Annotated in this window: 29 protein-coding genes; 19 read left to right on the top strand and 10 right to left on the bottom strand. The window is 33.3% G+C overall.

Annotated elements, in window-relative coordinates:
- Positions 1-27 precede the first annotated feature (27 nt).
- A complete protein-coding gene (locus tag CLU83_RS07785; protein WP_100431080.1) occupies positions 28-444 on the top strand; it encodes an OsmC family protein in 417 nt (138 codons plus the stop codon).
- A gap of 192 nt (positions 445-636) precedes the next feature.
- On the opposite strand, the gene CLU83_RS07780 is transcribed toward CLU83_RS07785, so the two are convergent.
- The 5 genes from CLU83_RS07780 to CLU83_RS07755 all read right to left on the bottom strand — a co-directional run bounded on the left by CLU83_RS07780 (position 637) and on the right by CLU83_RS07755 (position 4630).
- Complete coding sequence (locus CLU83_RS07780; protein ID WP_100431079.1) at positions 637-1257, bottom strand: NAD(P)-dependent oxidoreductase; 621 nt, start codon at positions 1255-1257, stop codon at positions 637-639.
- Between the two features lie 253 nt (positions 1258-1510).
- Positions 1511-1939 (bottom strand): nuclear transport factor 2 family protein, encoded by a 429-nt coding sequence (locus tag CLU83_RS07770; protein ID WP_100431078.1) that lies wholly within the window; start codon positions 1937-1939, stop codon positions 1511-1513.
- Between the two features lie 164 nt (positions 1940-2103).
- A complete protein-coding gene (locus CLU83_RS07765; protein ID WP_100433665.1) occupies positions 2104-2841 on the bottom strand; it encodes an SDR family oxidoreductase in 738 nt (245 codons plus the stop codon).
- A gap of 79 nt (positions 2842-2920) precedes the next feature.
- Positions 2921-3490: a Crp/Fnr family transcriptional regulator gene (locus tag CLU83_RS07760; protein ID WP_100431077.1), complete on the bottom strand. Its 570-nt coding sequence runs from the start codon at positions 3488-3490 to the stop codon at positions 2921-2923.
- A gap of 132 nt (positions 3491-3622) precedes the next feature.
- Positions 3623-4630 carry a zinc-dependent alcohol dehydrogenase family protein gene (locus CLU83_RS07755; protein ID WP_100431076.1) on the bottom strand — a complete coding sequence of 336 codons (1008 nt, stop codon included), beginning with the start codon at positions 4628-4630 and terminating at the stop codon, positions 3623-3625.
- A gap of 295 nt (positions 4631-4925) precedes the next feature.
- On the opposite strand from CLU83_RS07755, the gene CLU83_RS07750 reads away from it, so the two are divergent.
- Positions 4926-5753 carry an AraC family transcriptional regulator gene (locus tag CLU83_RS07750; protein WP_100431075.1) on the top strand — a complete coding sequence of 276 codons (828 nt, stop codon included), beginning with the start codon at positions 4926-4928 and terminating at the stop codon, positions 5751-5753.
- Here CLU83_RS07750 and CLU83_RS07745 read toward each other — a convergent pair.
- A complete protein-coding gene (locus CLU83_RS07745) occupies positions 5750-6163 on the bottom strand; it encodes a helix-turn-helix domain-containing protein (protein WP_100431074.1) in 414 nt (137 codons plus the stop codon). The genes CLU83_RS07750 and CLU83_RS07745 overlap by 4 nt on opposite strands.
- Positions 6164-6385: 222 nt before the next feature.
- On the opposite strand from CLU83_RS07745, the gene CLU83_RS07740 reads away from it, so the two are divergent.
- The gene (locus CLU83_RS07740; protein ID WP_100433664.1) at positions 6386-7186 is read left to right on the top strand and encodes an AraC family transcriptional regulator; all 801 of its coding nucleotides are present in this window, start codon (positions 6386-6388) and stop codon (positions 7184-7186) included.
- A gap of 46 nt (positions 7187-7232) precedes the next feature.
- On the opposite strand, the gene CLU83_RS07735 is transcribed toward CLU83_RS07740, so the two are convergent.
- A complete protein-coding gene (locus CLU83_RS07735; RefSeq protein WP_157802033.1) occupies positions 7233-7604 on the bottom strand; it encodes a hypothetical protein in 372 nt (123 codons plus the stop codon).
- Positions 7605-7833: 229 nt separating this feature from the next.
- Here CLU83_RS07735 and CLU83_RS07730 point away from each other — a divergent pair, with 229 nt between their 5' ends.
- The 4 genes from CLU83_RS07730 to CLU83_RS07715 all read left to right on the top strand — a co-directional run bounded on the left by CLU83_RS07730 (position 7834) and on the right by CLU83_RS07715 (position 11228).
- Entirely contained in the window at positions 7834-8826 is a 993-nt protein-coding gene (locus tag CLU83_RS07730; RefSeq protein WP_100431072.1) for an NADP-dependent oxidoreductase, read from the top strand.
- Positions 8827-9082: 256 nt separating this feature from the next.
- Positions 9083-9520, top strand: a complete 438-nt coding sequence (locus CLU83_RS07725) for a nuclear transport factor 2 family protein (RefSeq protein ID WP_100431071.1) — start codon at positions 9083-9085, stop codon at positions 9518-9520.
- Between the two features lie 93 nt (positions 9521-9613).
- Entirely contained in the window at positions 9614-10174 is a 561-nt protein-coding gene (locus tag CLU83_RS07720; protein ID WP_100431070.1) for a DapH/DapD/GlmU-related protein, read from the top strand.
- 10 nt (positions 10175-10184) lie between these two features.
- On the top strand, positions 10185-11228 hold the full coding sequence (locus CLU83_RS07715) for an alpha/beta hydrolase (RefSeq protein ID WP_100431069.1): 1044 nt from the start codon (positions 10185-10187) through the stop codon (positions 11226-11228).
- A 64-nt stretch (positions 11229-11292) separates the two neighbouring features.
- Here the strand turns inward: CLU83_RS07715 and CLU83_RS07710 are convergent, their stop codons facing one another.
- Both CLU83_RS07710 and CLU83_RS07705 read right to left on the bottom strand, forming a co-directional pair.
- On the bottom strand, positions 11293-11874 hold the full coding sequence (locus tag CLU83_RS07710; RefSeq protein WP_100431068.1) for a Crp/Fnr family transcriptional regulator: 582 nt from the start codon (positions 11872-11874) through the stop codon (positions 11293-11295).
- Between the two features lie 289 nt (positions 11875-12163).
- Positions 12164-12784 carry a DsbA family protein gene (locus tag CLU83_RS07705; RefSeq protein ID WP_232727013.1) on the bottom strand — a complete coding sequence of 207 codons (621 nt, stop codon included), beginning with the start codon at positions 12782-12784 and terminating at the stop codon, positions 12164-12166.
- Positions 12785-13002: 218 nt separating this feature from the next.
- On the opposite strand from CLU83_RS07705, the gene CLU83_RS07700 reads away from it, so the two are divergent.
- From CLU83_RS07700 to CLU83_RS22040, 7 genes are all read left to right on the top strand, one after another.
- Positions 13003-13353: a helix-turn-helix domain-containing protein gene (locus CLU83_RS07700; protein WP_100431067.1), complete on the top strand. Its 351-nt coding sequence runs from the start codon at positions 13003-13005 to the stop codon at positions 13351-13353.
- 597 nt (positions 13354-13950) lie between these two features.
- Positions 13951-14817, top strand: coding sequence for a methylated-DNA--[protein]-cysteine S-methyltransferase (locus CLU83_RS07695; RefSeq protein WP_100431066.1), 867 nt, complete (start codon positions 13951-13953; stop codon positions 14815-14817).
- Between the two features lie 37 nt (positions 14818-14854).
- Entirely contained in the window at positions 14855-15607 is a 753-nt protein-coding gene (locus tag CLU83_RS07690) for an SDR family oxidoreductase (RefSeq protein ID WP_100431065.1), read from the top strand.
- On the top strand, positions 15607-16320 hold the full coding sequence (locus CLU83_RS07685) for a 2OG-Fe(II) oxygenase (protein ID WP_100431064.1): 714 nt from the start codon (positions 15607-15609) through the stop codon (positions 16318-16320). Before CLU83_RS07690 ends, CLU83_RS07685 begins: the two co-directional genes overlap by 1 nt.
- A 3-nt stretch (positions 16321-16323) precedes the next feature.
- Positions 16324-16569 carry an Ada metal-binding domain-containing protein gene (locus CLU83_RS07680; protein WP_100431063.1) on the top strand — a complete coding sequence of 82 codons (246 nt, stop codon included), beginning with the start codon at positions 16324-16326 and terminating at the stop codon, positions 16567-16569.
- Positions 16556-17161: an alpha-ketoglutarate-dependent dioxygenase AlkB gene (locus CLU83_RS07675; RefSeq protein ID WP_100431062.1), complete on the top strand. Its 606-nt coding sequence runs from the start codon at positions 16556-16558 to the stop codon at positions 17159-17161. The genes CLU83_RS07680 and CLU83_RS07675 overlap by 14 nt, the downstream gene beginning before the upstream one ends.
- Before the next feature lie 4 nt (positions 17162-17165).
- Positions 17166-17330: a hypothetical protein gene (locus CLU83_RS22040; protein WP_157802031.1), complete on the top strand. Its 165-nt coding sequence runs from the start codon at positions 17166-17168 to the stop codon at positions 17328-17330.
- A 397-nt stretch (positions 17331-17727) separates the two neighbouring features.
- Here CLU83_RS22040 and CLU83_RS07670 read toward each other — a convergent pair whose 3' ends face one another.
- On the bottom strand, positions 17728-18135 hold the full coding sequence (locus CLU83_RS07670; protein ID WP_100431061.1) for a helix-turn-helix domain-containing protein: 408 nt from the start codon (positions 18133-18135) through the stop codon (positions 17728-17730).
- Positions 18136-18257: 122 nt separating this feature from the next.
- On the opposite strand from CLU83_RS07670, the gene CLU83_RS07665 reads away from it, so the two are divergent.
- The 5 genes from CLU83_RS07665 to CLU83_RS07645 all read left to right on the top strand — a co-directional run bounded on the left by CLU83_RS07665 (position 18258) and on the right by CLU83_RS07645 (position 25244).
- Complete coding sequence (locus tag CLU83_RS07665) at positions 18258-19025, top strand: SDR family oxidoreductase (RefSeq protein ID WP_100431060.1); 768 nt, start codon at positions 18258-18260, stop codon at positions 19023-19025.
- Positions 19026-19115: 90 nt separating this feature from the next.
- Positions 19116-19733 (top strand): TetR/AcrR family transcriptional regulator, encoded by a 618-nt coding sequence (locus CLU83_RS07660; RefSeq protein ID WP_100431059.1) that lies wholly within the window; start codon positions 19116-19118, stop codon positions 19731-19733.
- Between the two features lie 53 nt (positions 19734-19786).
- Positions 19787-21121 (top strand): TolC family protein, encoded by a 1335-nt coding sequence (locus CLU83_RS07655; RefSeq protein WP_232727012.1) that lies wholly within the window; start codon positions 19787-19789, stop codon positions 21119-21121.
- 17 nt (positions 21122-21138) lie between these two features.
- Entirely contained in the window at positions 21139-22182 is a 1044-nt protein-coding gene (locus tag CLU83_RS07650; RefSeq protein ID WP_100431058.1) for an efflux RND transporter periplasmic adaptor subunit, read from the top strand.
- 8 nt (positions 22183-22190) lie between these two features.
- Positions 22191-25244 (top strand): efflux RND transporter permease subunit, encoded by a 3054-nt coding sequence (locus CLU83_RS07645; RefSeq protein WP_100431057.1) that lies wholly within the window; start codon positions 22191-22193, stop codon positions 25242-25244.
- Positions 25245-25991 lie beyond the last annotated feature (747 nt).

Below are 25991 nucleotides of genomic sequence, written 5' to 3'. Positions count from 1 at the left end.
ATTCAATAACCATTAAAATAAATAAAAATGAAATTTACAAGACAAGCAAATGCCAATTGGCAAGGAACAGGAATGGAAGGAAAAGGGACAATATCTACCCAAAGTACCACTTTAGACAAAGCCCAATTATCCTTTAAAACCCGTTTTGAAGAAGGCGTGGGAACTAATCCGGAGGAACTTATTGCCGCGGCACATTCAGGATGTTTTAGTATGAAATTAAGTTTTGTGCTAACCGATATGGGTTTTGTGCCTACAAACATTGATACTACTGCAAAGGTAACTTTTGAAGATGGAAAAATAACTCTAGTCCACCTAGGTTTAAAAGCAAAAATTGATGGAATAACTGAAGAACAGTTTCAAGAAGCTGCACAAAACGCAAAAGAAAACTGCCCAATTTCACAATTATTAAATGCTGAAATTACTTTGGCTGCGGAGCTAGTTTAAAAATGAGCTCATATATTAATTTAACAGCCACAAAGGAATATTTTTTGTGGCTGTTATATTTTAATGTTGTTTTTTTATCGTTTTGATAAGGCAAAGTTACATTGTAAGCGAGACTTAAAAAGATGCAATTTGACAAAAAAACCGTTGGTAAATGTCAACGGTTTTGAATTATTTTAAAGGTGATACTATAAGTTATCCTTTGTTTACAAGACCAATTTTTGTTTGTTTAAAATTTTGCTCATTAAGCTCTTTCGCAATATAATGTCCTACATTACCTGCAAATATTTCTTTGCTTTCGCTTTGTGGAAAATATTTTTCTTCAAAAATATAATTACCATCAGAGTCACCCTCAACAACCATTGTTGGGCACACAACTAAATAATTGACATCTATAGCTGCAAGATAAGTATAAGCATCCCAATGATCAGCTCGTGGATTTTTCAAAAATGCTGGCTGTCCTGGCAAGTCTCTTCTTATGGTATTGAAATTTAAAAGTGTCAAACCCGAACCTGCCACTACAATCAATCTTTGTTCTTGCGAAATGTGCTTGGTAACTAATTTTACAAATGGGGTTAGTACTTGTGTAGGATCTTCAAGATCTCTATTGGCTACAGCACAAGCTATTGCATCATAATCCTTAATGATTGCAGCAATTTTACCGTCATCGTCTAATTCTCCCGAAATGATTTTTACACCCTTAATTGGAAAATCAGTTTGTCGGGTATAGACGGTTACTTCATTTCCAAGTTTTAAACTCTCTTTTACAATCTGTTTGCCAACTAATCCTGTGGCTCCAAATACAATTACTTTCATTTTATATTCTTTTTTTTAAATGACTGTTTGTAAGTCACTTTTGTTAAACCATATCAATAAATACAGTATTTTTTTTACCAAGGATTTACTTCTGTTTTATCCTCTATGTCATTACTATAAAATTGTCCCGTTGGCGCATTATTATCTGTCAAAGTATGTTTAACGATAAAAGCACTCGCATTTTCCGCCTTGTTGCGATGCAATTTGACAAAAAACCGTTGATAAATGTCAACGGTTTTTAAAGTTAATTTTGTTACTCAGCAAAATTCCCTCCACTCATTGCTTTTTGAAACGCTTGTGGATTCCAGTATTCACGGTAGTTTACAACAAGACCGTCACGGAAAGTTACGAAAGTTGCATAGCTCATTTCATAGGGATTGCCATTTCCTATTACAACTCCAGAAGCACTCCATTCTGCTATGGCAATATTTTCGTCATCAGTACCATAGATTTTTAAGGTTGGTAATGATTTTATATCGATATAAGTTGGGTAATCTTTTAAATAAGCATAAAGAGCCTCTTTACCTTCAAATTTTGCTTGTGAACCTTCTGGGGCAAAAGGGAATTCTGCTACTACGTCTTCGGCACAAAGCTCTGACCAGCCTTTCATATCTTTGGCAAGAAATCTATCTAAAGTGTTACGAAGAAGTTGAGTAGCCGGTATTTTTTTTAAATTTTTCATTTTTGTTTAAATTTTAATGTTATTATTTTTATTGATTTTGATAAGGCAAAGATGTGACACTAGTAAACCTGATAAAGATGCGATTTGATAAAAAAAACCGTTGACATTTGTCAACGGTTTTCAATTATTCTTGTGATGATTAAATCAATATAATGAAGCTGTTTTTACCACGGACTTACTTCGGTTTCGTCCTCTATGTCATTGCTGAAAAATTTCCCCGTTGGTGCATTATTATCGGTTAATGTATGTTTAATAATAAAAGCTGCCGCACTTTCGATTGTTCCTGGTCCGCTATGATGATTAAAATCGGTTGCAGTATAACCCGGATCAATTGCATTTACTTTGAAAGACAAGCTTTTTAGTTCATAAGCCAATGCAATGGTGTATGCATTTAAAGCTGCCTTTGAAGTTCCGTAACTTGCCGTTTTAAAATCATAATATTTCCAATTTGGGTCACTGTGCAAAGTTAAAGAACCCAGTCCAGAAGTAATATTGCTGATCCTTGGACTTTCCGATTTTTTGAGCAATTCCAAAAAGGTTTGCGTCACTTGGATTACGCCAAAGAAGTTGGTATCAAATACTTTTTGAATGTCTTCAATCGGAGTATCCGATGCCTGTTGCGGATTTGTTCCAAGAATTCCTGCATTGTTAATTAAAATATCCAATTTGCCTTGCTCTTTTTCTATACTATTTTTGGCAGATAAAATGGAATCATAATTAGTCACATCAATTTGAATAACTTTGATGTTTTGAAAGCCATTTTCGGCCAACTCTTTTACAACTGCTTCGCCTTTTTCAAGGTCACGTGTTCCTAAATAGACGCATAAGCCTTTTTTTGAAAGCTGTTTTGCTATTTCCAGACCAATGCTTCTGTTGGCTCCTGTTATTAATACTGATTTCATTTTTATTGTTTTTAAGATTAATAAAGCAAAATTGCAACGTTTAGAAACGAAATCATTTGCCATTTGGCAAAAAAACAATTTATCGGATATTTTTTCTGATTCTGCTTAATGAAGATTGAGTAATGCCTAAATAAGAAGCGATATATGAAAGCGGAACACGGTTGACAACATTGGGGAAAATTTCCAAAAACTTCAAATAGCGTTCAGTAGCATCTTCTGTAACCAATGGGCTTCTTCTGGCTACTTTTAGCATTAATGCTTTTGAAGTGATTTTATGCACAATAGTATCCCAGCCAACGATGGTATCCAGCAATTCCTGCCAGTCTTTTTTTGAAAAAACAATAAGTTTGCAATCAGTAATAGCCTGCACATAGGCCGAAGAACAAATTTCATTGTTAAAACTGTCTAAATCAACCACAATATTGTTTTCATCAATGAAATATTTGGTTATTTCTTCGCCTTTATTATTGTAATAACAAACTCGGGTAATGCCTTCTACAATAAAACCAACTTGTCGCACAATTTTCCCCGCTTCCGAAAAATAGTCATCTTTTCGAAGTTCTAATACGGCAGCCTTCTTTGAAATTAAGTCAAGCTGTTGTTGGTTTAAATTTCCAAACTGTAAAATGTATTCTATAAATGCTTTCATTTTTATTTTATTTTATTTTTTAGAATGTTAATGACAAAGATGAGAAATAATAAAAACCGTTGGTAAATATCAACGGTTTAAAAGTTATTAAAGATACTTTAAAAAATATCTTAGTTAAAAAAGTGATAGAAACTATATATTCACTACAATCTTACCAAATTGCTGGTTGGATTCTAAATAGTTATGAGACGCAACGATTTCATCTAGATTAAAAACCTTATCAATAATGGGTTTTAATTTCCCTTCGGCGACACCTTTGTCAATAAAAGCGATGGCTTGCATCAAAACTTCCATATTGCCTAAAACTTCAATTGCAGAATATCCTCGAATGGTTGGGGTTTTCATGAGAACGTCAAACGCTGGGAAACTGGCAGGTTCGTGGCTCAATGCACCGTAAACAAACACTTTCCCGTTTTCGGCAACTGAACTTAAAAGGTTGCTGAATTTAACACCCACAACAGGATCTAAAATGATATGAGCACCTACATTATTGGTGATTTTTAAAACTTCAGTTGCAATGTCTTCTTCAGAGGTTACAATTACGTGGGATGCACCCGCTTTTAATAATGCTTCTTTTTTCTTTGCAGAAGTAGTTAAAGCAATTGAAATTCCTCCAACATAATTTGTTATTTGAATAGCAGCAAGACCAGCACTGCTTGAAGCTGCATTGATAACCACAAATTCTCCTGATTTTAATTTTCCGGAATTTACAATCATTCCGTACATTGTGGAGTAACTTGTCCACAAAGACGCAGCTTCATCATAAGATAAATTGGCTGGATATTTATGTACTGCATAAGCTGGCATTAGGATATATTCTCCATACGAGGTATAGTTATGTAATGAAAAACCAGGTATAACATTTACGACATCTCCAACCGATACATTCGAAACTTCAGAACCAACAGCTTCGACAATTCCGGCAGCTTCATAACCTAATTGGGCTGGGAAAATAGGATTTTCTATGTACATTCCTTGGCGATACATAGCATCAGCTCTGTTTATACCAATTGATTTTACTTGAATTCTTACTTCCTGAGAACCAGGATAAGATACTTTTACTTGTTCTACTTTTAATACTTCAGGAGTTCCAGCTTCGTGGAAAACCACCGTTTTAGACATTTTTGATAAATCACTCATTGTTTTACTTTTTAAAATTTTTATTGATTTTGATAAGGCAAAGTTGCATCAAAGGCAGGCCTTGTGACAATGAGATATGATAAAAAAAACCGTTGACATATATCAATGGTCTTTGTAATTCAAAACTTAAAATGGAGTTTATTTCATTACTTGTTTTCTAATTTGGCACTAGTTTTCTTTTATATAGTCCAACAATATAATTGAGCCTTACAGAAAGACAAAATGAACCTTACAGCAAAGAAATTCACAAATATAAATTTTACTTTTGTACGTTACTAATACAACTATAAAGATTATGGAGGTGCAACAAGACGATAAATTAAAAACATTAAGCTATTCAGGAATATTCTTGTCTTGCTTTAGTGATTATAGCGAAAAGTGTATTCACGCCACGCCTGAACACGTCTTGGTTTATTTGTACTCCGGCGAACAGATTATAGAGGATAGAAACAAAAAAATAAAATTGCAGGCTGGAGATTGTGCTTTTATCCGAAGAGATCACCGCTTGAAAATGTACAAAAACAGCAAAGGTGAAGATTTGTACAAAGGCATTTCGTTAACATTTAAGCGTAATGTATTGCGTGATTTTTACAGTAAAATGAATAAATCTGAAATACCTACAGCTGTTAAAGTTTCTGACAAAACGGTCTTTAAGTTAGAATCAAGTCCCGCAATAGAAAGTTTATTTCAATCGCTTACACCTTATTTTGACAGTAACATACAACCAACGGAAGGCGTTACACATTTGAAATTATTGGAAGGGATTTATGCTTTACTGAACAGCAACGAACAACTCTATCCAATACTTTTTGATTTTGCCGAACCTTGGAAAATTGACCTTTTGGAATTCCTCAACGGCAACTATATGGAAGAACTTTCGATGGAACAAATCGCTTCATTCACAGGACGAAGTTTGGCAACTTTCAAAAGAGATTTCAAAAAAATAAGCAGCCTCACACCTCAAAAATGGCTGATAAAAAAACGCTTGGAAACGGCTTACGTAAAACTAAAAGAAGAAGGCAAAAAAGTACAAGACGTTTATATGGAAGTTGGCTTTAAGAATCCTTCTCATTTTTCAACCGCATTTAAAAAACAATACGGAATTCCGCCAACAGAAGTTTAGTTATTTGGCTTTTTATCATTTTTTAATTTTCCAGAAGATTGTTCGCTTTTAATTTTTTCGCGATGCTGCATTCCCCATTTGGTCATTGCTCCCACAACTTCTTCGAGTGTATGACTGTAGGGCAGCAGTTCATATTCTATGGTTACCGGATAACCATTTTCTACTTTTTTGATAATAAAACCATTCATTTCCAGTTCTTTTAATTCGCTTGAAAGAACCCGTGCAGAAATTCCTGTGACCTGCCGTTGAATTTCGGTAAATCGTTTATTTCCTCTTGCCATTGCGATGATAATCATCAGTTTCCATTTACCGCCAATGGCATATAATGCGTCTGAAACTGCCATTAAAACTTTATGACATTCCTCTGTAAATGCTTTATTATCAGTTTGATTTTCTTTTATTTCTTCCATAAATTTGTTTTGTATTAGTCGATAACCGTTAAGCAACAACTAATAATTTATTAACAAATTTAAACTTTAAATGCCAATTCAAATAGCGCAGGCTGGCAAAAATAGAAAATGACAATTTAAACAAAGCGTAATTGACATTTTAAACAAATTAATTTGATGCTAATATTTGTAATTTTGGTATTTGGTTCAATCCAATATTTACAAAATCTCAAATCATTAACAATGGCAAAACAAAATTTCAATAAATTTACAGATCTTGTTTGGACGGTTACTGAAGAAGGTATTTACAAAGATGATTTAAGTCTTGAATTTCATTCTTTTGTGCTGATCATTTCCGGTGAAATGAAAATTATACAGGCAGACAAATCGTATACATTTGGTGCCGACAGTATGTTGCTTTTTCCAAGAAATCAGATATCCGCCGTCATAAAACAGCCTAAAGACGGGAGACCTTACAAGGCTGTCGTTTTTGGGTTGACGGTAGAAAGACTGAAAGCATTTTATACACAAGAAAAACCAAATCTGAATGTTTCCCCAGACTTTTCTGTTAGGATTTTAAGTGAACAGGCATTGTTAAAAAGTTTCTTTTCCTCTATCATTCCTTATTTTGAACTGGAGCAAAAACTCCCGGAAAATATTGCAAAGCTTAAATTTGAAGAAGCTATTTCCATCCTCCGATTTATTGAACCAAATATAGACAGTGTTTTGGCAGATTTCTCTGAACCCGGAAAAATCAATCTGGTTGATTTCATGGAAAAACATTACAAGTTTAATATGCCCCTTGAAAAATTTGCCTATCTCACGGGTCGCAGTCTATCAACATTTATCAGGGATTTTAAAAAGGCTTTTAAAATTACACCTCAGCGCTGGCTGACAAAAAAACGTTTGGAATTGGCTCATTTTCAACTCTCCAAAAAGGACAAGAAAGCGGGAGATATTTATTTGGAAATTGGTTTTGAAAATCTCTCCCATTTTTCTTTTGCCTTTAAGAAACAGTTCGGCTATTCTCCTTCAGAATTATAATCGGATTAAGCCAAAATTCAAACAAATAATAATCCATTGCGGAATATTATTTGTTTTTAAATACTTTTTTGTAAAGATTTACTGCCGCACCATTTGCCATTCCTTTCATCATTGCAAAAATCTCGTCAGAATAGTTGCCAAGCAGGTCAATTCTATTGATTTTCCAATCTACTTTGTGATTATTCATCACTGGAGCAAACGCTTGTGCGTGTTTCATCAATTCATTTTCGTTAGCGTAAGATTCCAAGAAAAGGATTTCGAAAGTCTCAGGATTATAATGACATTCGTGGATTAAAACCCCGTCTCCTTCTTTCGGCACTGCGATTCTTGCTGCTGCCATAAATTGTTCTAATTTTTTCCATTCATTGGGATTTACCGTTGTGGACATAGTGAGCCTCAAAATTGATTGTTCTGACATTTTAAATGTTTTTAATTAATTACTGATTGGTTACTTTTCTACAAAATTAGTTCAGAAACCACATCGACGTTTTGTTTAAAATATCAAAAAATCATTGTTTAAAAGGTCACTATCAAATTTTAAATTCTAGTTTTTTTGACAATCTTAGCAAAGCAAATTTGACATTTTGAACAAAACAAAAAATTCAAACTGCTTCTACCTTTGACAAAACATTTTAAATACAAAAACAATGAAAGCAATAGTTTTAAAAGAAGTAGGCGGTCCTGAAAACCTGATTTTAGCAGAAGTTCCTGTTCCAACAATCAAAGACAATGAAGTCTTGGTTCAAGTGAAAGCAATAGCAATTAATCCTGTAGATGCATTTGTCCGTAGAAATCAAGCCGCACTAGAGATGATTTATGCTCTTAAAGGTGATGAAGAAAATATCATTTTGGGATGGGATGTTGCAGGTATAGTGACTGAAGTTGGCAATGCTGTGACAAGATTCAAAACAGGCGATGAAGTTTTTGGAAATTTTAATTTTATCGGTCAGGCAAACGCATACGCTGAATTTGTAGCTGCTCCAGAGGACGAATTGGTAATAAAACCAGCCAATGTAAGTTTTGAACAAGTTGCAGGCGCAACAATGGCTGCTTTGACAGCATGGGCATCATTAATAAAGTTTGCTAAAATAAAAAAAGGAGACAAGGTTATTATCTACGGTGCATCTGGTGGTGTAGGACATTATGCCGTGCAGATTGCAAAGCATTTTGGAGCGTATGTAATTGGAGTTGCATCGACAGAAAACAGAGATTTTGTATTAAGTTTAGGTGCGGATGAATTCTTTGATTATAAAACACAGGCAGTAGAAGATTTTATCAATGATGCCGACATCGTTCACGACGCCGTTTGGGTAGAAGCAGATGTAAGCAGTACGGAAGATACCCATTTGGCTCGTTCATTAAAAACACTTAAACCCGGAGGAATTTTGTCGAGTATTGTCGTTTACCCCGACCAGCAGTTTATAGATAACGCGAAAGCTACCAAAAATGTAACGGTTCAGCGGGTAAATGTGACGCCAAATGATACCTATCTAAAAGATATTGAAACTATTTCCCAACTTTTGTCTGCGGGTGAAATTAAAACCCATATTTCGCATTTGTTTCCTTTGGCAGATATGGCAAAAGCTCACGAAATTATTCAGACCAAAAATGCAGTAGGGAAAATTATTCTTGTTCCGTGATTTATCTTATAAGAAATTAATAATAATAAGTTAGTTATAGATTTAGTTTGTTTTTTTTAAATAAAATAGCAGGCAAAGAGAAGAATTAGAAATCTTCTATTTGCCTGCCTTTAATTTTTAGTTGCAAAAGAAATATTAAAAAATGTATTTACTAACCTTTAGGTAATGACTAATAAATTGTAATCAAATATAAGGTAGTTTTGTTGAGTAATAATTACAGAAAATAAATTTTCAATTTCAATTAAACAACAAAATTATGACACTAGAAATTTTAAAAACAAAAGAAGAACTTAGAAACTTAATTGATGATTATGCTTATTTAAGTGATGAATGGAAAATCGCCGAAGTAATGGATTTATTCACACCAGATGTAACGTATAAAGTTTATATGGGCGGTGCTTTGGTTGCCGATGTTTCAGGTAGGGAAAATATGGAAAAAGATTTCAACCATCACGCATCTCTGGTAAAGACCTATTTTACATTGAACGGTCAGCATACTGTAAATATCGACAGCGAAACTGCTACCGGAGTTTCTTTTACTCAAATCAAAATGATCAGAGCCGTTGATGGAAAAGATATTTTGACTGATTACAGTGTAAAATATGATGATAGCTATGTGTTTCAAAATGGAAAATGGTTCATCAAAGACCGTGTAGCTCATTTTCTAATTATCGAAGAAAGACCTATTTCTTAATTTATTGAGCTTCTCAGAAAGATTCTTTGAGCCTCGCAGTAAAGTCACTGTGAGGCTTTGTCTTTAATTTTGCAATGTTAATCTTAATAGACAATGCAAACAACAACTATATTCGAGCGACTAAAAAATGGAGAAATCATTTCGCTAATCGATAAAGACGCCTATAAAATGCGTGAGGCTTCATTTGCAACAAAGAAATTATCGGTTGAGATGAATAACGCATCAGATCCTGCTAAAATCAGAAATTTTTTAAGCCAAATTACTGAGACTGAAATTGACGAAAGCGTAACTGTATTTACACCATTGCACATTAATTATGGAAAACATACCAAAATTGGCAAAAATGTATTTATAAACTTCGATTGTGTCTTTCTTGATTTAGGAGGAATTACCATTGAAGATAATGTATTGATAGCACCGAAAGTCAATTTATTATCCGAAGGACATCCAACCTCCATCGAAGACCGGCATTCTTTAATTCCAAAACCAATTCACATCAAAAAAAATGCTTGGATTGGTGCAAGTGCAACCATTTTGCAAGGTGTTACGATTGGCGAAAATGCTATTGTAGCATCGGGCTCGGTTGTAACAACGGATGTGCCAGACAATACTATCGTAGGCGGAATTCCTGCAAAAAGTTTAAAAACAATTTAATTTAATAAAAATGAAAAAAAAATTGGCAATCGCAATGATACTTCTTTTAACAGGACAAGCATTTGCACAAGACAAAAAATCTAAATCAAAAAAAATGGAAACAAAAGAACATTATACTTTTCAATTGAGTGATAAAGTTACCCGTCAAAGAGTTACTTTCAAAAACCGTTACGGCATTACATTAAGCGGTGATTTATATCTTCCAAAAAATGAAGGAACTGAAAAATTGTCTGCATTAGCAATCAGTGGCCCTTTTGGAGCAGTGAAACAACAGTCATCAGGATTATATGCTAGCCAAATGGCAGAACGCGGTTTTATAGCTTTGGCTTTCGACCCGTCTTATACTGGAGAAAGCAGTGGCGAACCAAGAAATGTAGCTTCGCCAGAAATCAATACTGAAGATTTTAGTGCTGCAGTTGATTTTTTAGGGTTGCAGAAAAATGTAGATAGAAATAAAATTGGTATCATCGGGATTTGTGGTTTTGGTGGTTTTGCTTTAAACGCAACTGCTATTGATAAGCGAGTGAAAGCCGTTGCTGCGACAAGTTTGTATGATATGACCAGAGTAATGTCGAAAGGTTACAACGATGTTGTTACGCCAGAACAACGTACCAAAACCTTGGAAAGCTTGAGCCAGCAACGTTGGAAAGATGCCGAAAATGGAAAACCTGCAGATGGTCCAAGAAATTTACCGGAAACATTAAAAGGCGACGAACCGCAATTTATAAAAGAATATTTTGATTATTACAGAACGCCACGTGGCTTTCATCCCAATTCTGTAAACTCAAACGGAGCCTGGTTAATTACCAATCCAATATCATTTATGAATATGCCAATACTAACTTATGTAAAAGAAATTTCGCCAAGACCAATGCTTTTAATCGCAGGAGAAAATGCGCACTCACGATATTTTAGTGAAGATATTTATAAAGTGGCAAATGAACCAAAAGAATTAATAATTATCCCAAACGCTGTACACGTAGATTTGTATGACAAAGTGGATGTTATTCCTTTTAATAAATTAGATGCTTTCTTTAAAGAACATTTGAAATAAAAACTAGATCCAAAAAACCGTTGACAGTCATCAACGGTTTTTCTATTTAAAACTTAAATGGAGTTTATTTCGTTCCTTGTTTTCTAATTCGGCTCAATGTTTCTTTGGTAATACCCAAAAAAGAAGCGATAAGATGCTGTGGAAATCGCTGAATAAATTGTGGATGATGAACAGCAAATTCTTCATAGCGCTTTTCTGCTGTATTGCTGATAGTAGAGTTTAATCTTCGTTGGTTAGCAATAGCATTTCTTTCATCCATTAAGCGAATCATTTCTGCCATTGCAGGTATTTTTGCCATTAAATCCAGCATATCGGCTCTAGTTATAAGAAGTATATCGGTATCTTCCCAAGCATCAATATTATAAACGGAAGGCGTTAGCATAGTAGAACTTTCACGGTCGTTTGCCCAATAGTTTTCAATGAATAGCTGTACAATATGTTCCCCTCCTTTATCATCAACGCTGTATTGGCGCATAGCTCCTTTTACAATAAAACCAGCGTATTTACATACATCGCCTTCTTGTAAAAAGTATTGTTTTTTTCTGAATTTTTTGGGTTGAAAAGTGGCTGTAATTAAGGCTTCTTCTTCGTTAGTAAGAGGTGAAGAAGAATATTTGTTGATGTAAGATAACAGATTTTGATGCATTGATTTCTGATTAAATTAGGGTTATGTAAATATACAAGAAAAATAATTTTTATTTTGTTGCATCGTTTACAAGCTGACTGTCTACAAACTGCTCGAAACTAATAATTTTACTGCCTTTTAAATACTGTTGAGATAATTGATTTTCTCACGGGTTTACTATTTGTTTTTCCGTGTTTGTTATCCGAGCCTGTAGGGCGAACGGATGGAATAATCTTCGATTTCATTTTTTTGATGTTTAAATTAATGTTCAAAGATGAAACGGTATGTTATCTCCAAACCATCAAACTAGTTAAAAAAGAGTCTCAATCTGTTTTATAATATCTCCAAGTGGTGCATAACCTTGTTCTAAAACATACGTATTACCTTCTTTTTCTGCTAAAAGGGTAGGATAAGAACTGGTGTATTGTTGTGCCAAAGCAAATGTTTTTTGTGTTTCTTTTTTGATATTTTCAGAGTGGAACGTTTTCAGAAATTCCTCTTTGTCCAATTTTAAATTTTCACAAATGCCTAAATAAGTATTGTCTTCATTTAAGTCTTTTCCGTGCAGATACCTTGCTTTTTGAACTTCAATAGCAAAAGGGACAGCTTGTGAAGCCGTTAATTTTTTTATTGCAACGATAGCTCTTGACGGCACTTCACTATCTAAAATTATATTTTCATTTTCTATAGAATCAAAATAGTCTTTCCCAAATGCAGTTCCTGTGGTTTGTTGTACTTGTGGATCGTGTTTTTTGATAAATTGTGCCATTTGTTTAGATTGTTTTCTGGTGTTTTCTCCAGTCCACATTCCGGCAGGTAAAATCTCAAAATCAAGTACATTCTTGTATTTATCATACAGTTTTTGTGTATTGTTGCTGTTTCCATAACACCAACCACAAAGTGGATCCATTACATAAATTAGTTTACTCATTGTTTACTATTGTCATTTTGTATTTGTGAATCTTCAATTTTATTTTTTTATAATTGAGTATGTCTGATAGCTTCTAAAATTATAAATGCTAATCTAGGTATTTCCTATAAATTTACTGTTTTATTTGCTTTTACAGTGAACAAAACTAAATCAAATTAGTTTACTTTCGTAATATAGTAACAAAAAGTAATGATAACAAAAAGGTAACAAAGTAACTTATGGAAGCAAATCTAAATGAAAAAGCGGAGTGTACAGTAATCATTAGAGCAGCGCACGATGCAATGGACGTACTGAATGGTAAATGGAAAATTCCAATTATTGCTGTTCTTTGTTTCAGTAAAAAAAGGTATTCGGAACTTTTAAATGAAATTAAAGGAATATCAGGAAAAATGTTGAGCAAAGAATTAAAGGATATGGAATTAAATCTGCTCTTAAAAAGAACAGTTTTAAGCACGCAGCCAATAACCGTACAATATGAACTTACAGAATACGGAGAAAGACTTAAAGTTGCAATTGAACAGCTTGCCATTTGGGGCACAGCTTATCGAAAAGAAATTTCAGCAAAGTAATAATGCTGTTTTTATATTTTTATGATGAAAAGACTATGAATATTAATGAATGCAATTTTATAGACGCAAGATTATTTTTTTACCAATTTTCTTTCGGATATTACTCAAAAAAAGCATTTGTAATACTCATATAATTAGTTGCTTGGATGTTGGAAAGTCTTGGATTAGTTGAGGATATTTCTCTAAAAATTCAATATAACAGCTTTCTGCGGTTTTACTCAAATTATTAATCATTCTGCGTTGAAGAGCAACGTGAATTTTTTGTGTCATTGAATCATTAGAAATGTTTTTGTTTAAGCAAAAAATCTAGATAAAGATACCGGCTATAACACACATTTTTAGACATTTTAAATTTGGTGTAATTGTTGTTTTTGATTGTATTGTTAAGCCGAAAAACACTTGTTTTTATAAATTGCAAACCGCCAGAACGTTGAACTAGTAATTGTAGAGATCAAAGGATTATGACTAAAAACGGACAATCAAAAAATAAATAAAACATAAACGTTTATGCATCTTCATTTAATAAATTAAAACCGCAAGTATCGGATTTTATGACAGCAAAAAATTCTCGACATTTACATCATAAAATTTGACAAAATGAATATACAGGAAGATATCAATTATCATCGCATTGCAGAAGCAATCAATTACATTAAAACTAATTTTAAAGAGCAGCCAAATTTAGACAAAGTAGCAGAAAAGATACATTTAAGCCCATTTCATTTTCAACGTATTTTTACTGAATGGGCAGGAACAAGTCCAAAAAAATTTTTACAATATACAAGTATCGAATACGCAAAAAAAATACTAAAAGAGAACAAATCTACCTTATTTAAAACAGCTTACGAAACAGGACTTTCAGGAACAAGCAGACTACATGACCTGTTTATTAACATTGAAGGTATGACACCAGCCGAATACAAAAACGGAGGTAAAAATCTTTCGATAAATTATAGCTTTGCAAATAGTCCATTTGGTAATATTTTAGTGGCTTCCACATTAAAAGGTATTTGCCATGTAGCGTTTGTAGAAGACGAATTCCAAGCATTTTCAGTGTTACAAAATCATTTTCCTAATGCAAATTTCAAACAGCATTTGGACCATATTCAACAAACTGCCTTATCTATTTTTAACTATGATTGGGAAAAGCTCAATCAAATAAAACTGCATTTAAAAGGTACTGATTTTCAATTAAAAGTTTGGGAAGCTTTACTTAAAATCCCCATGGGACAACTTTCTTCTTATGGAAGTATTGCGAAGCAAATTGATAAACCAAATGCTTCAAGAGCAGTAGGTACCGCAATTGGAGACAATCCTATCGCTTTTCTTATTCCCTGCCATCGCGTAATTCAATCAACAGGAAAATTGGGTGGTTATATGTGGGGTACAACTCGTAAAACTGCAATTATTGGTTGGGAAGCCACAAAAATAAATATTGAGCAAGAAACGGATTTTTTAAAATAAGATACAGTTGCAATTTTGCATCATAAATTAAAAAAGGATGACAAAATTAAAAAACAAAGTAGCACTAATTACAGGTGGAACAAGCGGAATAGGTAAAGCCACAGCAATTGATTTTATAGAAAATGGAGCATCAGTAATTATTACAGGCCGATTTCAAAACACTATTGATGAAACTATAAATGAGCTTGGAGAAAAAGCCACAGGCATAGTTTCTGATGCTGGGAAAATGGCAGACCTTTTGCAATTAGGCGAGAAAGTAAAATTAATTGCATCACAAATTGATGTTTTGTATGTTAATGCTGGCTTTGGAAAGTATGCTTCAATTGAAGAAATAGACGAAAACCATTTTGATGAGCAGTTTAATGTAATTGTAAAAGGAACATTATTTACTGTTCAACAAATTTTGCCGTTAATGAAAGAAGGCGGTGTTATTATTTTAAATACTTCCATTGTAACAGAAATTGGAATGCAAAATTCCTCTGTTTATTCAGCAGCAAAAGCAGCAGTTCAATCATTTGTAAAAACATTTGCATCAGAATTAGCTTCAAAAAAAATTAGAATTAATGCTGTTAGTCCAGGACCAATTGCAACTAATTATTTTGACCGTTCCAATTTAACAGCTGAACAAATACAAGGAATCTCAGGGGCAGTACTGCCACAAGTTCCGCTTGCTCGTTTTGGAAAACCCTTTGAAGTAGCAAAAGTAATTACTTTCCTTGCATCAGAAGATGCCTCTTTTATGCACGGAACAGAAATATTTGTCGATGGTGGATTTCCTAAAATTAAATAATGGAAAATATTAAAACCAAACTATTGAATATTGACTGGCAGGCAATAACAGAAGATATGAATGATAAAGGATTTGCAATTGTTCCTGATTTATTGTCAAATAATCAATGCAATGAGATTATTGACAATTATGCAAATCTAAATGCTTACAGAAAGACGGTAGTGATGGAACGCTACCGTTTTGGCTTGGGCGAATATAAATATTTCAATTACCCCTTGCCAAATCTTATTCAAATCATGAGAGAAAGCATATATCTAAAACTTGCACCCATTGCAAACACTTGGATGAAAGTGCTAAATATTGATACAATTTTTCCAGAGACACATCAAGAACTTTTGCAGCAGTGTAATGTAAATAATCAGCTAAAGGCAACCGTTTTGATTTTGAAATATGGTAAAGGCGGACACAATACTTTGCACCAAGATTTGTATGGAGATGTATATTTCCCTATTCAAACCGTTTTATTTCTTAACGAGCCAGATCAAGAATTTACAGGTGGTGAATTTGTATTAACACAACAAACACCAAGAGCACAATCAAAAGCCATTGTGTTAAAACCCAAGAAAGGAGATATGCTTATTTTTACAACTAACTTTCGGCCAGTTAAAGGCAGTAAAGGTTATTACCGTGTAAATATGAAACACGGTGTGAGTGAAATTCATAGTGGCGAACGTCACACTTTGGGAATTATTTTTCACGATGCTTTGACTTAAAAAATGATTAAGCATCTTGCAATAAACGATAGTGATTTACGATATCAAATCAAGCAAAAAGAAATCTGCTTTGGCGGTAATAGCAAATTAAAAATTTATGGAACACTACAATGTAAATCTGGCAAGCGGATGAAAAAAGAGAATCGTATTTTTTTTATTTCTAAAGAAGAAGCTGTTAAAAATGGTTTTCGACCTTGTGGACATTGTATGAAAACTAACTATAAAGAATGGAAGAATGAATCTATTTAGCAACGAAATGGACTATACAGAAAATATATTACCGAGTGATGGAATGGTAAATTATTTTGGAAAACTATTTGCGCATAAAGAAGCTAATAATTATTTAGAATGTTTTCTTAATACTATTGAGTGGAAAAATGATGAAGCCATTATTTTCGGTAAACGCATTATTACTAAACGAAAAGTTGGTTGGTATGGAGACACTAATTTTAATTATACCTATTCCAAAACTACGAAGCAGGCATTAAGTTGGACAAAAGAATTGTTGGAATTGAAAAACATCATCGAAAATCAAACTGGAGAAAAATTTAATTCCTGTTTGCTCAATTTGTATCATAATGGAAATGAAGGAATGGCTTGGCATAGTGATGCAGAAAAAGACTTAAAAAAGAACGGGGCAATTGCTTCATTGAGCTTTGGAGCAGAACGGAAATTTGCTTTCAAACATAAAAGAACTAAAGAAACTGTTTCATTAATTCTTGAACACGGAAGTTTATTGGTTATGAAAGATACGACTCAAACAAACTGGCTTCATAGACTACCGCCTGCAAAGCTGATCACAAAACCAAGAGTGAATTTAACTTTCAGAACAATTGACTAGTGCAATGAAATTTGTTGCCGAATTTGGACATACAAATATGGAACTTACAAAAATAATAGCGATTACATCCAAACAAAACGACGGAGCAATAAAGCTTCTTGAACGTGTGAGTTTTATTAAAACAGCAGATCTTGAAAATGATGAAATTGAATATCTGTTTGTAAAATAACTTTTGATAAGTATAACGAAACAAATAAAATGTTCGCCTTACTTATTTCAAATTATTCTTCTGATTTTTTTAATAATACAACATTAAATTCTCTAAAAATTCATAATTAATAATAGTGAATTCCAAAATAAGCCTACTACTATCAGACCTTAATGTGCAATTAAATTTTATAGATTTAGAAATTGATAACCCTATAAACCTGAGTTCGATTATTCAATAATTTGTTATTTATTGGATATCCTGCAAGGTTTTTTCAACCTTGCAGGTATGAATACTAATGATAAGATACCTACAAGGTCTCGAAAAAGACCTTGCAGGAACATTAACTGATATAATTTATTTGTAAGCAAGTTTTATGCTGTATTAATCGAACTCAGGTTATAACGAAGTGTGAAAATTATTTTTTAAGATCTTTAATGGCATTTTTAATAAACTCTTCCTTGTTAGTATGCATTTGTGATACTATTTCTTTTCTGCAATCTGGAATTTCAGTATATTTTTCTGCCCATAAGTTAATTTCAACTAGTATCGGAACTAAATCAATTCCCTTTTGAGTTAAGCGGTATAAGACTTTTGCTTTGCTGTCAGGATGTTCTAATTTTTGAATAATGCCATTTTTTTCTAACGAAAGAAGTCTTGCGGCTAAAATATTGGTCGCTATTTTCTCATCGGCCTTAGCAAAGTCTCCATAAGTACATTCTTTTTTTATCATTAAATCCCTCACAATCAGCAGTGACCACTTGTCACCAAAGGCTTCAAGTGAATAACTTACAGGACAGTCTGATCTCTTTTTTTGGTTTTTCATAAAATATAATTTAAATTACTTGCATTTTAAAAGCAAATATTTATATATTTGCACTTATACTTGCATTTCACAAGCAATTATAAGTATAAAAGTATAAATAAAAAAGTATAAATAAAAAAATTATGGAACTAAAAGGAAAAACAATTTTGATTACCGGCGGTTCTGCGGGTATAGGATTAGAGGCAGCAAAACGATTTGTAGAGGAGGGATGCAAGGTAATTATAACAGGAAGAGATCAAGCAAAATTGGATGCAGCAAAAAAAATGTATCCGTCTATTGTTGCTATTAAAAGTGATGCTTCCGATCAAGATTCTGCTGTTGCTTTATACAACCAGATAAAGCAGCTGGGAGGTATTGACATATTGTATAATAATGCTGGAGTTATGAATGGTTTGGATAATTTAGGGATTAGCAATACAAAACATTTCGAAAAAGCAACAGCCGAAATGAATACTAACTATTTGGGTGTTATTCTTTTGAATAATCTATTTATGGATATGCTGAAATCTAGAAAAGAAACAGCCATTATTAACACAAGTTCTATCTTAAGTTATATGCCGGCTAATTTGGTGCCCACTTATTCTGCTTCTAAGGCTGCTGTGCGTTTTTATACTGTAGCGCTAAGAGATCATTTGCAAATTATAGGCAGCAAAGTAAAAGTATTTGAATTACTGCCTCCTCTTGTGGCAACCAAAATGGCAGAAGGAATGGATGGTAAATCTATTACGCCGGATGTGCTAATAAATGCTTTGGTTAAAGGATTAAAAAATGACAATTACACGATTCGTGTTGGTGATACAAAAGCCATTTATTTATTGAACCGTTTTTTACCAAAGATAGCTTATAAGTTGTTGAATCCAAATACTATTGCTAAGAAACTCCAAGCTTAGAATTTATAATTGTATCTAAAATATATATGGCATATAAAAAATGAACATTGTTCAATTTAAATTTGTATGTTTGCAAAATAAATTTTAGATATGAGTACAGGAGAAAGAAAAGCACGTGAAAAAGAAGCTTTGAAAGCACTAATTTTAAAAGGCGCTAAAAAGCTATTTCTTGAAAAAGGTATTGAGCAGACCACTATTCGAAATATAGCTGATGAAATTGACTATAGCGTAGGTACCGTATATGTCTATTTTAAAGATAAAAATGCCATTTTACATGACCTGCATTCTATAGGTTTTGAAGAATTGAGTGGTTATTTTAAGGAATTGTTCACTTTAGAAGATCCAATGGAAAGAATCCGTAAAATGGGATTTATGTACATAAAATTTGCCTTAGAAAATCCGGAGATGTATGATTTAATGTTTAACCTAAAAGCACCAATGGAATTTTTGGAAAAATCTGAAAATGAAAATTGGGACGAAGGTGCAAATACATTTAATTATGTAAAAAAAACAATTGAGGAATGTATCAATAAAGGACATTTTAAGGGGCATAATATAGAACCACTTTCGTTTATGATTTGGAGTTTGGTACACGGAATGTGCTGTCTTGAAATACGCCAGAGAACAAAAGGTGTAAAATTTTCTAATCCCGATACAATCCTGCTTGATGGATACAACGAATATTTAAAAATAATAAGAAAACTCTAAAAATTTTTTGATTTAAAAAATGAACAACGTTCAATTAAAAAACAATGTATAATATGATGAGAAAAACACTGACTCTGACACTAATTTTATTTGGATATCTGGGATATTCACAGAGTAAGCTTGACGGCTATATTGAAGTCGGGCTAAAAAATAACGAAGTAATAAAGCAACATAACTTTGATATTAACAAAAGTATGTATGCCTTAAAAGAAGCGAGATCCTTGTTCTATCCTACGGTTTCCTTAAATGGAAGTTATACCAAGGCCGAAGGAGGAAGAACAATTGATATTCCCATAGGTGATATGCTGAATCCGGTATACAATACTTTGAATCAAATTACAAATTCGAATGCTTTTCCGACTCTGGAGAATCAGTCTGTTCTAATTAATCCGGATAATTTCTATGATGCTAAAATTCATACCACAATGCCTTTGCTGAATTTTGAAATTATCTACAACAAGAGAATTAAAAATCAGCAGACTTCATTACAAAAAATTGAGCTGGAAATATATCAAAGGGAATTAGTCAAGGAAATAAAAATAGCTTACTACAAATACCTCCAATCGGTTGAAGGAATTAAAATTTATCAGGATGCTTTAGCATTGGTTAAGGAAAATCAACGAGTAAACAAATCCTTATTTAAAAATGAAAAGATTAACCGTACGGCTGTTTTACGAAGTGATAATGAGGTAATCCGTATACAGGCAAATCTTGAAACGGCAAAGCAAAACAGTAATAATGCCCAATCTTATTTTAACTTTTTGCTTAATGAAAAGCTGGATACTGTAATTGAAGTCGATGAAAATGAAACTCCACCAATTGACGCTGTTTCAGAGAATACTCAAAACAGGGAAGAATTACAAAAGCTTACTCAGGCAAAAGAAATAAACGATAATGTAAGCAAACTTACGCAGTCGTATTGGTTTCCAAAGGTAAACGGTTTTGCTGATTTTGGAATTCAGGATTTTGATTTTGAAGTAAATAAACAGTCACGCTACTATTTTGCAGGAGTAGGTTTAGAATGGAATATTTTTTCTGGCAACAAAAATAAATTCAAACTCAAACAAACTGAAGAAGACAGTAAAAAAATTAGTTCGCAGATTGATAATGTAAAACAGCAGTTATTACTTCAGTTTCAGGTTTCCCAGAATAATTTAAAATCAGCTTTGGAACAATTCTATGCTGATAAAAATCAAAAAGAATCCGCCAAAAAATATAATGAGGATATAACCAAATTGTACAAGGAAGGTCAGGCTATATACATTGAACTTCTGGATGCACAAAATCAATGGGTAAACGCCCAGCTCAACACCAATATTGCCCTTTATAATTCCTGGATCGCTTTTGCAGAATTAGAAAGAGCCAATGCAACTTTTACTTTTAAATAATCCAAAAAATAATAATTATGAAAAAATCAATAGCAATATTTCTTCTTGCCTTTCCTCTTTTTTATGCGTGTAAAGAAGAAAAAAAAGAACATACTCCATTCGAAACTGCTGATATTATTCCAATCAAAACAGCAACAGTTCAATCTTTGGCACTCGCAAATAATATAAGTGCATCAGGATTGGTAACAACAGAAAACCAAGCCAATTATGGTTTTAAAATAGGCGGTGTAGTGAGTCGAATATATGTAGAGGAAGGTCAGTTTTTTAAAAAAGGCCAACTTTTGGCAGCATTGGATGCAACTGAAATTAATGCCGGTTTAAATCAAACGGATTTGAATGTAAAAAAATACGAACGTGATTACAACCGTGCCAATAATTTGTACAAAGACAGTGTGTACACCTTAGAACAGCTTCAAAATACAAAAACAGGTCTGGACATTGCCAGAAAGCAGAAAGATGCTGTTGCTTTTAATGCGCGTTACGCTAAAATATATGCTTCTGCCGATGGTTTTGTAGCCAGTAAGATCGCTAATGAAGGGGAAGTTGTTAGTGCCGGATCTCCGATTTTGGCAATAAATGAAACAAATCAAAATAACAACTATTTATTAAAAATCGGTTTGACAGATAAGGAATGGGCATCAACAAAAATTGGTCAGAAAGCAGTTGTTACTCTTGATGGTTATCCCGAAGAGCACTTTGATGCTTTTGTTTTTCGAAAGTCACAATCTGCAGATACAGCATTAGGCTCTTTTCAGGTGGAATTGAAACTGAATATGAAAAACAGTAAACCGGCAGTTGGTATGTTCGGGAAAGCAGAAATTAAAGCAGAAAATGCAGAAGATTTTATCATCATCCCTTATAATTCGCTTATTGAAGCCGATGGTAACAAAGCCTTTGTATTTATAGTAGAAAATAACAAAGTAAAACGTCAGCCAGTTACGATTAATAAGTTTGAAAATAACAAGGTATTCATAAAAGACGGACTTCAGAAAACTGATCAGATAGTGATATCCAACAGTGCTTATCTAAACGAACAATCAACAATCAAGATCATTAAATAATTAGCATTATGAAGATTACAAACTTTGCCGTTAAAAATTATCAGTTTACGCTGATCATATTTCTTCTGGTGGCCGTTGTGGGTTATCTTACCTTATTTTCGATGCCGAGATCAGAAGACCCTTCCACTCATCCGCCCCAATATCTTATCACGGTTATTTATCCGGGGACGAGTCCAAAAGATATGGAGGAACAAGTCGTAAAACCTATCGAAAATAAAATTTACGGACTTGAAAACATTGATAAAATATTAACTACAGTAGAAGATGGTGTAGCCGCTTTTCAGGTAAAATTTAAATATGGCGTAGACGTCGATAATAAATATCAGGAGATTTCTACTGAAATGAATGCGCTAAAAAGCAGTGAACTTCCAAAAGATATTTATCAGATCAAAACGGAGAAAATTGCATCATCTGATGTGAAAATTCTTCAGGTGGCTTTAGTTTCAGAAAATGCTTCCGACAAAAAATTGCGTGATGAGGCTGATAAACTGAAAACAAAATTAGAAAAAATAACCAATCTTAAGAATGTCAAATACTTTGGAATTCCTGAACAGGAAATTCGTATTGATTTGCAATTGGATAAACTGGCACAATTAAAAATTCCGTTAAATCTCGTGATGGGAAGTTTACAAAGTGAAGCCGCCGATATTCCGGGAGGAAGCATCGATCTTGACAGTAAAGTCTTTAATGTTAAAACCAGCGGTAAATTTAAGAACGCAGAAGATGTTGCCAATACAGTCATTTATAATGCAAACGGAAAAATAATCTATATGAAAGATGTTGCCGAAGTAGGCTACAAATCTCAAACAGTAGATCATATTACCCGTATCAACGGACACCGATGTGTTTTGGTTACTGCCGGAATGAAGGACAATGTAAATATTACCGATGTTCAGAAAGAATTTTCACCAATCGTAGAAGAATTTTCGAAAGACTTACCACAAAACATCAAGCTGGTTAAAAGCTTTGATCAGGCCAATATGGTATCACAGCGTTTAGGGCATTTGGGTTTTGATTTTGCACTTGCGATCATTTTGGTAATTATCACATTGTTGCCGTTAGGGTCAAGAGCATCTCTAATTGTTATGATCTCGATACCATTATCATTGGCTTTGGGACTGATCGCAATGAATGCTTTAGGGTATTCCTTAAACCAGTTAAGTATTGTTGGATTAGTGGTAGCTTTAGGATTATTGGTGGACGACAGTATTGTAGTTGTAGAAAACATCGAACGTTGGCTTCGTGAAGGTCATTCTAAAATGGATGCGGTTTTAAAAGGTACAAAACAAATAGGAATTGCAGTTGTGGGATGTACAGCAACACTTGTCATTGCTTTTTTACCATTGGTTTTTCTTCCTGATGTTTCGGGTGAATTTATCAGAAGCCTTCCAATGGCAGTTATTACAAGTGTATTGGCTTCTATGATTGTAGCTTTGACATTAGTTCCGTTTTTGGGAAGCAGATTTCTAAAAACACACGAGCACGGTGAAGGAAACATTTTTCTGCAGTATCTGCAAAAATTCCTTACCAGAAGTTACAGGAATATAATGCCTAAAGCTTTAAAATTTCCAAGAACAACTATTGCTATATCAATATTTTTAAGCATTACCGCTTTTGGATTGTTTAAGGCAACCGGATTTAAATTATTCCCAACTTCTGAAAAGCCAATGTTTTTAATCAATATAAAAATGCCACTGCAGGCAAATATATCAGAGAGTGACAGGGTGACAAAAATTGTGGAAGCAGAGTTAAAAAACCATAAAGAAATTGCGTTTTATACAGCCAATGTCGGTAAAGGGAACCCACAAATTTATTATAATGTGCATCCACAAGACAGAAAGCCTGATTTTGCACAGATTTTTGTTCAATTGGAAGATGAAGCGAAACCTACTGAAAAAACAGCTTTGATTGAAAAATTGAGAGATAAATTTAAGACGATGCCCTATGCTAAAGTAGAGGTAAAAGACTTTGAGCAGGGAACGCCTCTTGAAGCCAATATCGTGGTTCGTTTATTTGGCGAAGACCAAAAGGTTTTGCGTCAGCTTTCATCTCAGGTAGAGAATATTTTACGAAATCAGGAAGGTACCGTATACATCAATAACGAATTGAATACATATAAAACTGATGTCAAGGTAAAAATCAATAAAGAAAAAGCAAGAACACTTGGCGTTTTAACAAGCGAGGTTGATAAGGTAATTCGTCTTGCAGTAGCAGGATTAACCGTGGGAGATTACATAGATGACCGTGGTGATGCAAGAAATGTTACGCTCACACTGCCGAGAGATAAATTTTCGAATCTTGATGCGCTTAAAAATTTGTATGTAAATAATATTCAGGGAACACCTGTAGCGCTGAACCAAATTGCAACAATCTCTTTTGAAACTTCGCCAACAACAATTAATCATTTCAATAAATCGCGTTTTTCAAAAGTTACTGCATTATCAGGAAAGGGTTATTATGCTAATGATCTGCTGGTGCATATTATACCTAAATTGGATAAACTAAAAATGCCAAAGGGATATTATTATAAATTATCAGGAGAAAAAGAATCTGAAGGTGATGCATTGGGAGGTAATTTCCTTGCGGTAATTATTTTAAGTACATTCCTTTTTATTGGAGTATTGCTATTGCAGTTCAAAACATTCAAAGGAATAATAATTGTACTTTCTATCATCCCGTTAGGAGTTTTAGGAGGTGTCGTATTACTGCTTATTACCGGAAGTCCTATGTCATTGGTAGCGATTATTGGTTTTATCGGTCTTTCCGGTATTCAGGTTAAAAACTCACTGCTTTTGGTAGATTTTACCAATCAATTACGACAAGAAGGACATTCAATTGATGAAGCCATTGCTATTGCCGGAGAAACCCGCTTTTTACCGGTGGTACTAACTTCCATCACGGCAATCTGTGGGCTTATTCCTCTTGCATTGAACTCAAATCCTTTGATTGCTCCACTGGCAATTGTATTAATTGGAGGACTTATAAGCTCTACGATTCTTTCAAGAATTGTAACTCCTGTGATGTATAAATTGATGCCTCCAAGTATCGAAAATGAAAATTAAATGACTAACCCACATTTTATAATGACACCAAATTAAGTTCCTATTGGCGTTAAAATTACAAACCTCCAAAGTTATTGATTTTGGAGGTTTTTCATATTTTATTAAGGGTTTGCTATGTCTATTTCACTTCAGCTTCTTTTAATTTATGCATTTTCAAAAATCTTCTTTTTATGGTTAATCTCAGTTCTTAAGAGAATAAATTATTAGAGTTAAAGTATCACAATAAAGATTCTAATCTATAAGATATCTTAACAGGATAATTGTCCAGAACAAATAAGTGGTGTAACCTCTGCATTTCTTATCTGTAACAATTTTGCAATTTGTAATTCACATATTGTTGCAAACTGCTAGAGGAAAAGAATCGATGATATAATGCATCACACTACAAAAATCTTTTAAACAGGAACTTACGATCTCAAATATCACATATAAAGTTTACTAACTCTTTGATAATACTCATTTTAATATTTTCTGTGGTCAGCCTGTTGTCTTATTATTTGGATTAAGTATGTTTAAATAAGATTTGATACTCCAAAAAGCATAGAAATGATATTATTATGCTGTTATTCCGACCTTTCATGGATAAAAATTTGGCACTCATACCTTTTTTTAATTTGAGCTATGGTATCATAGTAATTTTATAATAGAAAAACTGGGATTACAAAATATGTTTTTTAATTAATACTTTAAAAAGTATCAACCTAATTGTTTTTTATAGCAGTTGTAAATTTTTAGGTTTTATAGTAT

Origin of the sequence: Flavobacterium sp. 1 (assembly GCF_002797935.1) — a bacterium.
Taxonomy (GTDB): domain Bacteria; phylum Bacteroidota; class Bacteroidia; order Flavobacteriales; family Flavobacteriaceae; genus Flavobacterium.
Note: the sequence above shows the minus strand (reverse complement) of the source record. Positions and strands in the feature narration are given on the sequence as shown.

Bases quoted from the DNA above. Each gene is read 5' to 3' on its own strand.
- CLU83_RS07770 (WP_100431078.1), bottom strand. From the start codon at position 1,939: ATGAAAAATTTAAAAAAAATACCGGCTACTCAACTTCTTCGTAACACT.
- CLU83_RS07665 (WP_100431060.1), top strand. From the start codon at position 18,258: ATGGAACTAAAAGGAAAAACAATTTTGATTACCGGCGGTTCTGCGGGT.
- CLU83_RS07705 (WP_232727013.1), bottom strand. From the start codon at position 12,784: ATGAGTAAACTAATTTATGTAATGGATCCACTTTGTGGTTGGTGTTAT.
- CLU83_RS07765 (WP_100433665.1), bottom strand. From the start codon at position 2,841: ATGAAATCAGTATTAATAACAGGAGCCAACAGAAGCATTGGTCTGGAA.
- CLU83_RS07685 (WP_100431064.1), top strand. From the start codon at position 15,607: ATGGAAAATATTAAAACCAAACTATTGAATATTGACTGGCAGGCAATA.
- CLU83_RS07675 (WP_100431062.1), top strand. From the start codon at position 16,556: ATGAATCTATTTAGCAACGAAATGGACTATACAGAAAATATATTACCG.
- CLU83_RS07650 (WP_100431058.1), top strand. From the start codon at position 21,139: ATGAAAAAATCAATAGCAATATTTCTTCTTGCCTTTCCTCTTTTTTAT.
- CLU83_RS07680 (WP_100431063.1), top strand. From the start codon at position 16,324: ATGATTAAGCATCTTGCAATAAACGATAGTGATTTACGATATCAAATC.
- CLU83_RS07730 (WP_100431072.1), top strand. From the start codon at position 7,834: ATGAAAGCAATAGTTTTAAAAGAAGTAGGCGGTCCTGAAAACCTGATT.
- CLU83_RS07750 (WP_100431075.1), top strand. From the start codon at position 4,926: ATGGAGGTGCAACAAGACGATAAATTAAAAACATTAAGCTATTCAGGA.
- CLU83_RS07660 (WP_100431059.1), top strand. From the start codon at position 19,116: ATGAGTACAGGAGAAAGAAAAGCACGTGAAAAAGAAGCTTTGAAAGCA.
- CLU83_RS07700 (WP_100431067.1), top strand. From the start codon at position 13,003: ATGGAAGCAAATCTAAATGAAAAAGCGGAGTGTACAGTAATCATTAGA.
- CLU83_RS07760 (WP_100431077.1), bottom strand. From the start codon at position 3,490: ATGAAAGCATTTATAGAATACATTTTACAGTTTGGAAATTTAAACCAA.
- CLU83_RS07715 (WP_100431069.1), top strand. From the start codon at position 10,185: ATGAAAAAAAAATTGGCAATCGCAATGATACTTCTTTTAACAGGACAA.
- CLU83_RS07745 (WP_100431074.1), bottom strand. From the start codon at position 6,163: ATGGAAGAAATAAAAGAAAATCAAACTGATAATAAAGCATTTACAGAG.
- CLU83_RS07655 (WP_232727012.1), top strand. From the start codon at position 19,787: ATGATGAGAAAAACACTGACTCTGACACTAATTTTATTTGGATATCTG.
- CLU83_RS07755 (WP_100431076.1), bottom strand. From the start codon at position 4,630: ATGAGTGATTTATCAAAAATGTCTAAAACGGTGGTTTTCCACGAAGCT.
- CLU83_RS07645 (WP_100431057.1), top strand. From the start codon at position 22,191: ATGAAGATTACAAACTTTGCCGTTAAAAATTATCAGTTTACGCTGATC.
- CLU83_RS07725 (WP_100431071.1), top strand. From the start codon at position 9,083: ATGACACTAGAAATTTTAAAAACAAAAGAAGAACTTAGAAACTTAATT.
- CLU83_RS07690 (WP_100431065.1), top strand. From the start codon at position 14,855: ATGACAAAATTAAAAAACAAAGTAGCACTAATTACAGGTGGAACAAGC.
- CLU83_RS07740 (WP_100433664.1), top strand. From the start codon at position 6,386: ATGGCAAAACAAAATTTCAATAAATTTACAGATCTTGTTTGGACGGTT.
- CLU83_RS07670 (WP_100431061.1), bottom strand. From the start codon at position 18,135: ATGAAAAACCAAAAAAAGAGATCAGACTGTCCTGTAAGTTATTCACTT.
- CLU83_RS07785 (WP_100431080.1), top strand. From the start codon at position 28: ATGAAATTTACAAGACAAGCAAATGCCAATTGGCAAGGAACAGGAATG.
- CLU83_RS07735 (WP_157802033.1), bottom strand. From the start codon at position 7,604: ATGTCAGAACAATCAATTTTGAGGCTCACTATGTCCACAACGGTAAAT.
- CLU83_RS07780 (WP_100431079.1), bottom strand. From the start codon at position 1,257: ATGAAAGTAATTGTATTTGGAGCCACAGGATTAGTTGGCAAACAGATT.
- CLU83_RS22040 (WP_157802031.1), top strand. From the start codon at position 17,166: ATGAAATTTGTTGCCGAATTTGGACATACAAATATGGAACTTACAAAA.
- CLU83_RS07720 (WP_100431070.1), top strand. From the start codon at position 9,614: ATGCAAACAACAACTATATTCGAGCGACTAAAAAATGGAGAAATCATT.
- CLU83_RS07695 (WP_100431066.1), top strand. From the start codon at position 13,951: ATGAATATACAGGAAGATATCAATTATCATCGCATTGCAGAAGCAATC.
- CLU83_RS07710 (WP_100431068.1), bottom strand. From the start codon at position 11,874: ATGCATCAAAATCTGTTATCTTACATCAACAAATATTCTTCTTCACCT.